This window comes from Lysinibacillus sp. RC79 (assembly GCF_041262405.1).
Lineage (GTDB): Bacteria > Bacillota > Bacilli > Bacillales_A > Planococcaceae > Lysinibacillus.
The window spans coordinates 1-9,676 of sequence record NZ_JBGCCD010000058.1; the positions used below are offsets into that span (position 1 = coordinate 1).

A 9,676-nucleotide genomic window follows, 5' to 3' on the forward strand; every position below is an offset into this window, starting at 1 on the left:
CGATGTTCACCTGTTTATCAGCGATGTTCACCTGTTTATCAGCGATGTTCACCTGTTTATCAGCGATGTTCACCTGTTTATCAGCGATGTTCACCATGCCTAGCACGCTCAACATCGCTTTGCTCCTTGAGCGTGCTATCAGATTTTAGTTTTCGGTAACTACTCCGCTATATAATCCAGGTCTGCGGTCGTCATAAACAGGAATTCTGCCTCGTACTTCATCGACAATCGAAAAGTCCACATCGATGACAGCTACTTCTTCATCCTCTGCGCCAACCCACAGCACTTCGCCCCATGGTTGAATAATCATTGATTGACCATTGAAGTTTTCTACCTTTCTAGAAATACGATTAACAGCGATGACGAAGCATTGATTTTCAATGGCACGTGCTTGCAACAATGTTTTCCAATGGTCGATACGTGGTGTCGGCCATTGCGCTGGTACGAACAATACCTTTGCACCCTCTAATGCGTGAGCGCGTAGCCATTCAGGGAAGCGAATATCATAGCAAATCACTCCTGCAGCCTCGATATCTCCAAGGGCAAAGCGATTCATTTCATCCCCTGCATCTAAATATAAATGCTCGTCCATCAAACGGAAAAGATGTGCCTTGTTATATTCACCTACTAACTCACCATTTTTATCAAACGTATACATCGTGTTGTAAAATTTATCGCCCTTCTTCGTTGAAACAGAGCCACCAACAATATGTACGCCAAGCTCTTTCGCTAGATCTGATAAAAATGCTTTCGAACGCTCTCCATCCACATCTGCAAGGTCTGGTAATTTTTCAAGTGCGTATCCTGAATTCCACATTTCTGGTAGTACAATAATTTCTGCACCTTGTTTTGCCGCTTCACGAATCTTGTCCTCAGCGCGGGCAAAATTTTCTTCTACTTTGCCAAAGCCTACATTTAATTGGATACAACCGATTTTCATTGTTATTCCTCCTCTAGACAGTACTTTTCTGTATTTATACTACAATAAATCAACCTTACTTCCATGGTTTTAAGCTCAATATTTAGATTAATATTTCACCACTTAATACTTGAACTGCCGAACCCGCAATAGCAACATCTTTTATTTTTGGTGTAACGTACAATAATCCACCACGTTTTGAAAGCTGTTTGCTAACGATGCTTTCTTTTGATAATTTTTCACACCAGTAAGGTCCTAACGCACCATGAGTGGAACCATTTACATGGTCTTCATCAATACCTTGTGCTGGAGAAAAGAATCTTGAGACAATATCAATCCCCTTATCCTTAGAACGACTTGTAATACAAACACCACGTACAGGGAACTGTTTCATCGCAAGAAAATCAGCTTTAAAATCTGCAATATACCCTTCGTGACTTAGCTCCACTATATAATCCAATTCTGTTTTCCCTACATATGTCGGTTTCATACCAAGCCATTCTTCAAGCTCCAAAGGACATTCAATCTCTTCTAACCGATACTTCTGAATTGTTATTTCAACTAGTTCATTCAACCAATTTGCTTGCAAAGGACCACTTAAAGTCTGAAATGTAATCGAAGAATTGACGGGTACAATCCCTTGTTTCCAGAGTAAAAAAGCACTAGCGATTGTTCCATGTCCACAAATCGGTATTTCCTTTGCTGGCGTAAACCATCTAAGAAAAAAATCATTATCTTTCTTTTGGACAAATGCTGTTGTTGGTACAGGGATCTCCTGAGCAATTTTCTGCATGGTCGCCTCAGGTATTGTTGAATCAAGTAAACAGACTGCTGTGGGATTTCCCTTGTAAAGTTCTGTAGTAAAAGCATTGACGATAAAATATGAGACTTTGTTCAATTTTTTCACCTCAAAATATAATTGGGTCTCTTTTAGTTTTTAGTTAACTGAAAAGACTCTAGACATTTAGTAAAAAAAGTAATACTATTTGCTTCATATCTTTAATAATTATTATATTCTGAAAAAGGTGAACATGCATGGAATTCTCAAAAAAACTACAGCAACTCCCAACTCAATTTTTTGCAGCACTTGTGCAAAAAGTAAACGCTGCTCTAGCTGAAGGGCGTGATGTTATCAATCTTGGTCAAGGTAATCCAGATCAGCCCACTCCTCCTCACATTATTAAAGCATTACAGGAGGCAGCAGAAAATTCTCAAAATCATAAATACTCTCCATTTCGTGGCATAGCTGAATTACGCCAAGCAGCAGCAAGCTTCTACAAACGTGAATACAATGTTGACATTGACCCTGAAACAGAGGTAGCTATTCTTGGTGGTACGAAAATCGGTCTTGTTGAGCTACCGTTAGCCGTTTTAAATCCCGGTGATACAATGCTATTACCGGATCCAGGATATCCAGATTACTTATCTGGTGTTATATTAGGTGATGTTAATTTTGAAGTCATGCCACTTTTTGCAGAAAATAATTTCCTGCCTGATTATAATGCTTTATCCGATGAAGTAAAAGAAAAGGCGAAGCTGCTTTACTTGAATTACCCGAATAACCCAACTGGTGGTACTGCAACACTTGAATTTTTCGAGGAAACAGTACGCTTTGCAAAAGAGCACAATATTATCGTATCACATGATTTTGCCTACGGGGCGATTGGGTTTGACGGCAATAGACCTATCAGTTTCCTGCAAGCAGACGGTGCGAAAGATGTCGGTATTGAAATGTATACATTATCCAAAACGTATAATATGGCAGGCTGGCGCATTGGTTTTGCAGTTGGTAACCCCGATATTGTTGCAGCCATTAACCTTATTCAAGATCATCTATTCTGTAGTCAATTTCCTGCAGTGCAACAAGCCGCGGCAGTTGCACTTACTGCTTCCCAGAGTTGCGCGGATGGGCTAAGAGTGACTTACGAGCATCGGCGAAACGTCCTGATCGAAGAAGCTCAGCGAATTGGTTGGCAAGTAACAGCACCGAAAGGCTCTTTCTTTGCATGGCTCCCTGTTCCATTAGGTTTTACGAGTGAACAATTTGCCGATTTATTGCTCGACAAAGCTGATATCGCAGTAGCTGCAGGCAATGGTTTCGGTCAATATGGTGAAGGCTATGTACGGGTTGGCTTACTTGTTAACGAAGACCGCTTACGTGAAGCGATCAGCAGAATTGAAAAATTAAACTTATTTAGCTCATGAACATTTCAATTCCCCTACCTTCCATTAGCTCAAACTTGCTATGGAAACAGTTTTTCATTTCACAATCTTTTTTTAGTTGCTCCAGCCCTTCTTCTAGCGGATTCTGTTTCAACTAAATATTATAATAAAATAAAAAATTTTAAAAATTCGATTGACTTACTATATCCTATAATTTATATTAGTTCTATCGGATTTACAAAAAAATATTATAAATCTCTTATCAAGAGTAGCTGAGGGACTGGCCCTATGAAGCTCGGCAACCTCCTTTTTTTAAGGAAGGTGCTAAATCCTGCAAACGATTATCGTTTGAAAGATAAGAGAGGACACTTTTTCATGAGCCTCTCTTAATTTTTTAAGAGAGTTTTTTTTATCTTCATTTATATGAAGATAAAAGCCTCCGGCGGATGTCACGGATTTTGAAAGGAATGAATTGTGCTAGCACAATTCAAAATCCGGACGGCATTGTTTATCTGTAGCGAAAGCAAAGCGTCAGCTACAATTACGCCAAGGCGAAATTGTTTTTTTAATAACCGATAAAACAACTTTGGAGGTATGTTTCATGAAAAAGAAAAACAAATTTTTACTAGGTTTAGCGAGTCTCACATTGGTAGCAGCATTAGTAGGCTGTGGTACTAAAGAAGACAGTAAAGGTAAGGCTATTAATGAAAATAAAATTGTAGTGGGTGTAACTTCTGGTCCACACGAACAAATTGCAGAAGTTGCTGCAAAAGTTGCCAAAGAAAATGGTTTAGAAGTAGAACTAAAAACTTTCTCTGATTATGTTTTACCAAATACATCGTTAGCCGAGGGTGATCTTGATGTAAACAGCTATCAACACAAGCCATTCCTCGAAACATTTAACAAAGATCACAATACAGATTTAGTGCCAGTAGGAAAAACAATTTTAAATCCTCTGGGCATATACTCTGAGAAATATAAATCACTCGATGAAGTTCCTGATGGTGCAACATTCGGATTACCAAATGATCCAACAAACGGAGCTCGTGCCCTATTTGTCCTTCAAGAGGCCGGCTATATTAAATTAAAAGACGGTACCGGCTTAACAGCATCTATTCGCGATGTGGAAGAAAATAAAAAGAATTTAAAATTCATAGAATTAGAGGCTGCACAAATTCCAAAACAGCTTAGTGAAGTAGATGTAGCAGCTATTAATACGAACTTCGCACTTGATGCTGGCATTAACCCTAAAAAAGATTCCATCCTTTTAGAATCTACGGACTCTCCATATGTGAATTACATTGTAGTACGTGCTGAAAACAAAGATGACCCAACGATCAAAAAATTTATTGAAGCTTATCAATCTGATGAAGTACGTAAATTTATAGAAGAAAAATTCCAAGGTTCTGTAATTCCAAGCTGGTAAGTGACGATTAAGGACCTTTCATAAAATCGAGAATCTGCGAGACTCCTACAGGAAAGCTAGCAGATTCTTGCTTTATAGAAGGTCTTAGAAAGGAGATATCACAGTATGATTCAATTAGAAAATATAACAAAAGAATTTAAAACTAAAAAAGGTATCGTCAAAGCAGTAGATGGTATTAACTTACATGTCAATAAAGGTGAAATTCATGGAGTTATTGGCTATAGTGGCGCAGGAAAAAGTACCCTTATTCGCTGTGTCAATTTATTAGAGCGTCCAACAACAGGAAAGGTATTAATCGATCATGTAGATATTACTTCCCTTTCTCTAAACGACCTTCGCAAAACTCGTCGAAAAATCGGGATGATTTTCCAGCATTTTAACCTCTTAAAAACAGCGACTGTTTACAACAATATCTCGGTACCATTAAAGCTTCTTGGCTATAATGACTCTGAAGTGAAAAAACGCGTTGCAAAATATGCAGAAATTGTTGGCCTAACAGAGAAATTAGATAGTTATCCTAGCCAGCTTTCAGGTGGTCAAAAACAACGTGTCGCTATTGCACGTGCCCTTGCCCAAGAGCCTGAAATTTTGCTCAGTGATGAAGCGACAAGTGCACTCGATCCTGAAACAACTGACGCCATTCTTGAGCTTCTCTTGAAAATTAATCGTGAGCTAGGCATCACTATTTTACTCATTACACATGAAATGAATGTTATTCAAAAAATTTGCGATGATGTATCCGTTCTTGAATCAGGGACAGTTGTGGAATATGGCTCTGCTATAGAACTATTTTCGAAGCCTCAGCATCCAACGACACGAAAATTTTTAAATACCATTTCTCAACGTAATTTATCCCCTTCCCTTATCGAGCAATTAAATGTTTCGGGAAGCGTTATTCGTTTAACATTCCTTGGTGAAAGTACAGGGAAACCATTACTAGCAGAAGTGAGCAAAGTTTATGATGTACAACCAAATATTTTAACAGCCAATATCATTGAATTAAAAAACGGCATTGTCGGTAATATTGTCGTGCATCTACACGGTGAGTCACATATCGTAGATAAAGCACTTAAGTATTTTGCAGAAAATGGGGTAAGCGTTGAAGAATTAGGAGGCGAATTAAATGAATAGCATTCAAAGCTTCTTTGCAGATTGGTCAGATGTTATTGGGAAATCCATTATCGAAACCTTCCAAATGGTCGGGATTTCATTATTCTTTTCTATTTTAATTGGGATTCCGTTAGGGCTTTTAATCGTTTTAACTCGTCCGGGGCAATCATTTGAAAATAAATTTCTCTATCAATTTTTCAATTTATTTATTAATATTATTCGCTCTGTACCGTTCATTATTTTACTATTCTTCATTTTACCGTTCACGAAGCTAATCGTTGGCACAACTATTGGTGTAAAAGGTGTTATTGTGCCGCTTGTTGTTTATACAGCTCCTTATATTGCGCGACTTATGGAAACGGCACTTTTAGAAGTTGATCCAGGTGTTGTGGAAGCTTATACAGCAATGGGTATTAAACGTCGTCATATTATTTGGAATGTCTTACTACGTGAGGCTCGCCCATCTATTATTTTAGGCTTAACGATTGCCACAATCGGTCTTATAGGCGCAACAGCAATGGCAGGAATGGTTGGTGCTGGTGGTTTAGGTGACCTTGCATACCGTTACGGTCATTTACGCTATGAGGTCGATGTGATGTATGCGACAGTGTTTATCTTAATCATCCTTGTTCAGATTATTCAATCAATAGGTAACCACTTTGCCGTGAAGCTAAAGAAAGATTAGTAGGAGGATTACGATGACAAATGAAATTTATGTAGAGAAAAATGGCTATATCGCTACCCTGGTGTTAAATCGACCCGAAAAACGCAACTCTTTATCGAGAGCTATGTTTCAAACCATTTTAGATAATCTCGAAGCATTACGTATAGATTCTTCTATTAAAATCTTAATTGTTCGTGGTGTAAATGAAGTTGCCTTTTCTTCAGGTGCAGATATTAGCGAGTTTTTAGACATTCGTTATGCAACCGATCATGCAAAAGCCTATAATGATTTAGCATTAAAAGCCATTGATGCTCTTTATAAATTTCCACACCCTACAATTGCCATGATTCAAGGCGTAGCTATTGGCGGTGGCTTAGAGCTAGCCAACGCTTGTGATTTCCGACTAGCAACACCTAAGAGTAAGCTTGGCATCACTGCAGCGAACATCGGTATCATCTACAATCTTAAAAGTACAAAGCGTCTAATGAACATCGTGGGTGCTGCGAAGGCAAAGGAAATTTTATATACAGCGAATATCTTCACAGCTGAAGAAGGTAAAAATATCGGTTTAATTACAGCACTACATGAGCCAGAGGTTATTGAAAAAGAAACACTTCAGTTCGCCAATCATTTATTAAGTAAATCATCGGTTGCAAATGCTGGTATTAAAAAAATTATTCAAGCAATTATCGATGGTGAAAATGAAGAAAGTGAAGAGTTAGCTCAAATGATTCTTGATTCGTTTAGCTCTGATGATTACAACGAAGGTGTTCAAGCATTTTTAAATAAAAGAAAGCCCATTTTCAATAAATAAGGGAGGTAGTAACGATGACAAAGACAACAGATGGTGATCTACTGTTAAAAAATATTAATGTACAAGCCCCCTTCCCTATTTGCTTTGCAGATTTAGAAAAGGCGGTTGCGGAAAAAATGGAAGTTGGCCCGTTTGGTTACATCCGTTCAGGTGCTGGTGGTGAGCAAACATTACGAAATAACCGTGCAGCCTTTGAAAAATACTCTATTATTCCACGATTCTTACATGATGTTTCAAGCATTGATACATCGATAGAATTGTTCGGAAAAGTACATCCAACTCCGTTCTTATTTGCTCCTGTTGGCATGAACAGAATGGCGCATGACGAGGGAGAGCTTGCCGTTGCACGTGCAGCTGATCAGTTAAAAATTCCTTATATTCAAAGTACAGTTTCAAGCTATGCACTTGAGGATGTAGCACAAACAGCTCCCACTGCTACTAAATGGTTTCAATTATATTGGTCAACAAATGAAGAAATTGCATATAGTATGGCCGCTCGAGCCGAGGCTGCTGGTTTTGAGGCCATTGTTTTAACTGTAGATACAGTCATGCTTGGCTGGCGTGAAGAAGATGTTCGCAATCAATTTTCACCATTAAAGCTTGGGTATGCGCGAGGAAACTATATGAATGACCCTGTTTTTACTGCTTCCTTACCAGATGATTCATTTGAGTCATATGTACAAGGCGTTTTGCAAAATGTTTTCCATCCAACATTAAATTGGGACAATGTACGTGAATTAAAGCGCCGTTCTAATCTCCCTATTTTATTGAAGGGAATCTTACATCCTGAAGACGCAAAACTAGCTATAGAAAACGGCATTGACGGTATTATCGTATCAAACCATGGTGGTCGTCAATTGGATGGCGTAATTGGTTCACTTGACGCACTTCCTGGCATTGTGAAAGCTGTCAAGGGACGAATTCCTGTTATTTTAGATAGCGGTGTGTATCGTGGTATGGATGCTCTTAAGGCACTCGCTTTAGGAGCAGATGCTGTTGCCATTGGTCGTCCCTTCGTCTACGGGCTTGCATTAGAAGGACAGCAAGGAGTCGAAAAAGTAATGACGAATTTATATGATGAATTAAAAGTCTCTATCGCATTAGCGGGGGCAATATCTATAAAGGGACTACGTGATATCACATTGGTGAAAAAAGATGGAGTCGATCATAGATGAAACTAGCATTGGAAGGTTTAAAGGTAGTTGATTTATCACAAGTGCTTGCCGGCCCTTATTGCACAATGGTGCTAGCGGATATGGGTGCCGAAGTTATAAAAGTCGAAAAATATCCAAACGGAGACGATACGCGCACAATGGGCCCCTTCGTCAATGAAGAAAGCCATATGTATATGATGGTCAATCGTAATAAAAAAGGTGTTTGTATAAATTTAAAAACGCCAAAAGGGTTGGAATTATTCAAAGAACTTATTCAATCTGTAGATGTTCTTGTAGAAAATTACCGGCCAGGTGTCACAAAAAAACTTGGTATTGATTATGAAACATTAAAAGAAATTAATCCTGGACTTATTTATTGCTCCATTTCTGGTTATGGTCAAACGGGTCCATATAGTCAAAAAGGCGGCTATGATATTATGGCACAAGGGCTTAGCGGATTAATGCATATGACTGGCGAAGCTGGCGGTAGACCCGTAAAAGTTGGCTTTGCAGTGAACGATATTGCGGCTGCACAAACTGCTTTACAGTCTATTTTAATGGCATATATTTATAAACTTCGTAGTGGTGAAGGACAATACATCGACGTGTCCCTTGTCGAGTCCGGGCTTGCATGGACAGTTTGGGAGGCTGCTGCTTATTTCGGAAATGGCGAATTACCTGAACGTACAGGTACTGCTCACCGAGTATCCGCTCCATATCAAGGCTTTAAAACAAAAGACGACTATATTTTAATAGGAGCTGGCAATCAAAAGCTGTGGGAGATTTTTGCCACGAAAGTCGTGAATCGCTCCGATTGGTTAGACAACCCTCAGTTTGCGACAAACTACTCACGCGCTCAAAATGCGAAAGTACTTGAAGCAGAAATCGAAAGCGAATTAATAAAACATCAAGCAACTCATTGGCTTCAACGATTAAACGAAAATGGTGTACCAGCTAGCCCCATCTATTCATACGATCAAACATTGAATGATCCCCATATTTTAGAACGTGGCATGGTGCTTTCCTATGAACATCCAGTCGCCGGCCCAATGCGTACACTTGGCTTCCCAGCGAAGTTTTCACAAACGCCTGGGCAACTAATGAAGGCCGCTCCTACATTGGGACAGCATAATGAAGATATTTTAAAATCATTGCATGTACCTGATGAACACATCAAGCATCTAAAAGCAGCGAAAGTCATTCACTCAAAATAAGGCTATCCATTTCGGAGCGGCTTTTCGTCGCTTTGACTGTTCTATCCGGCATTTCGATGTGGCTTTCCGTCACTTTGACGTTTCCATCCGTCTGAACCTTAAAAAGGGCTACCTCGCTATAATATGTACCCTTTGTAAAGGACATTTTAAAAAAGGTTAGGCAACTTTCTGAAGCTGCTGTCTGTATTTTGCAGGCGGCAGCTTATTTAAAT

9 protein-coding genes and 1 riboswitch are annotated in these 9,676 nt (G+C 39.1%); of the genes, 7 read left to right on the forward strand and 2 right to left on the reverse strand.

Going from position 1 to position 9,676, the window contains the following annotated elements:
• Positions 1 to 145: 145 nt before the first annotated feature.
• Both ABH968_RS27395 and ABH968_RS27400 read right to left on the reverse strand, forming a co-directional pair.
• Positions 146 to 940 carry a carbon-nitrogen family hydrolase gene (locus ABH968_RS27395; RefSeq protein ID WP_370049133.1) on the reverse strand — a complete coding sequence of 265 codons (795 nt, stop codon included), beginning with the start codon at positions 938 to 940 and terminating at the stop codon, positions 146 to 148.
• A gap of 82 nt (positions 941 to 1,022) precedes the next feature.
• Entirely contained in the window at positions 1,023 to 1,817 is a 795-nt protein-coding gene (locus ABH968_RS27400) for a PhzF family phenazine biosynthesis protein (RefSeq protein WP_370049135.1), read from the reverse strand.
• 137 nt (positions 1,818 to 1,954) lie between these two features.
• Here ABH968_RS27400 and ABH968_RS27405 point away from each other — a divergent pair, with 137 nt between their 5' ends.
• The 7 genes from ABH968_RS27405 (at position 1,955) to ABH968_RS27435 (ending at position 9,464) form a co-directional block, all read left to right on the forward strand.
• The gene (locus tag ABH968_RS27405) at positions 1,955 to 3,124 is read left to right on the forward strand and encodes a pyridoxal phosphate-dependent aminotransferase (RefSeq protein ID WP_370049137.1); all 1,170 of its coding nucleotides are present in this window, start codon (positions 1,955 to 1,957) and stop codon (positions 3,122 to 3,124) included.
• A 214-nt stretch (positions 3,125 to 3,338) separates the two neighbouring features.
• Positions 3,339 to 3,444: riboswitch (SAM riboswitch) on the forward strand.
• 239 nt (positions 3,445 to 3,683) lie between these two features.
• Positions 3,684 to 4,508 carry a MetQ/NlpA family ABC transporter substrate-binding protein gene (locus ABH968_RS27410; RefSeq protein WP_370049138.1) on the forward strand — a complete coding sequence of 275 codons (825 nt, stop codon included), beginning with the start codon at positions 3,684 to 3,686 and terminating at the stop codon, positions 4,506 to 4,508.
• 105 nt (positions 4,509 to 4,613) lie between these two features.
• Positions 4,614 to 5,639, forward strand: coding sequence for a methionine ABC transporter ATP-binding protein (locus tag ABH968_RS27415; RefSeq protein WP_370049140.1), 1,026 nt, complete (start codon positions 4,614 to 4,616; stop codon positions 5,637 to 5,639).
• Positions 5,632 to 6,303: a methionine ABC transporter permease gene (locus ABH968_RS27420; protein WP_370049142.1), complete on the forward strand. Its 672-nt coding sequence runs from the start codon at positions 5,632 to 5,634 to the stop codon at positions 6,301 to 6,303. Before ABH968_RS27415 ends, ABH968_RS27420 begins: the two co-directional genes overlap by 8 nt.
• A gap of 13 nt (positions 6,304 to 6,316) precedes the next feature.
• A complete protein-coding gene (locus ABH968_RS27425; RefSeq protein WP_370049144.1) occupies positions 6,317 to 7,096 on the forward strand; it encodes an enoyl-CoA hydratase/isomerase family protein in 780 nt (259 codons plus the stop codon).
• 14 nt (positions 7,097 to 7,110) lie between these two features.
• Positions 7,111 to 8,271, forward strand: a complete 1,161-nt coding sequence (locus ABH968_RS27430; protein WP_370049146.1) for an alpha-hydroxy acid oxidase — start codon at positions 7,111 to 7,113, stop codon at positions 8,269 to 8,271.
• A complete protein-coding gene (locus tag ABH968_RS27435; RefSeq protein ID WP_370049148.1) occupies positions 8,268 to 9,464 on the forward strand; it encodes a CaiB/BaiF CoA transferase family protein in 1,197 nt (398 codons plus the stop codon). The genes ABH968_RS27430 and ABH968_RS27435 overlap by 4 nt, the downstream gene beginning before the upstream one ends.
• Positions 9,465 to 9,676: the final 212 nt, after the last annotated feature.

Bases quoted from the DNA above. Each gene is read 5' to 3' on its own strand.
- ABH968_RS27405 (WP_370049137.1), top strand. From the start codon at position 1,955: ATGGAATTCTCAAAAAAACTACAGCAACTCCCAACTCAATTTTTTGCA.
- ABH968_RS27420 (WP_370049142.1), top strand. From the start codon at position 5,632: ATGAATAGCATTCAAAGCTTCTTTGCAGATTGGTCAGATGTTATTGGG.
- ABH968_RS27430 (WP_370049146.1), top strand. From the start codon at position 7,111: ATGACAAAGACAACAGATGGTGATCTACTGTTAAAAAATATTAATGTA.
- ABH968_RS27425 (WP_370049144.1), top strand. From the start codon at position 6,317: ATGACAAATGAAATTTATGTAGAGAAAAATGGCTATATCGCTACCCTG.
- ABH968_RS27435 (WP_370049148.1), top strand. From the start codon at position 8,268: ATGAAACTAGCATTGGAAGGTTTAAAGGTAGTTGATTTATCACAAGTG.
- ABH968_RS27415 (WP_370049140.1), top strand. From the start codon at position 4,614: ATGATTCAATTAGAAAATATAACAAAAGAATTTAAAACTAAAAAAGGT.
- ABH968_RS27410 (WP_370049138.1), top strand. From the start codon at position 3,684: ATGAAAAAGAAAAACAAATTTTTACTAGGTTTAGCGAGTCTCACATTG.
- ABH968_RS27395 (WP_370049133.1), bottom strand. From the start codon at position 940: ATGAAAATCGGTTGTATCCAATTAAATGTAGGCTTTGGCAAAGTAGAA.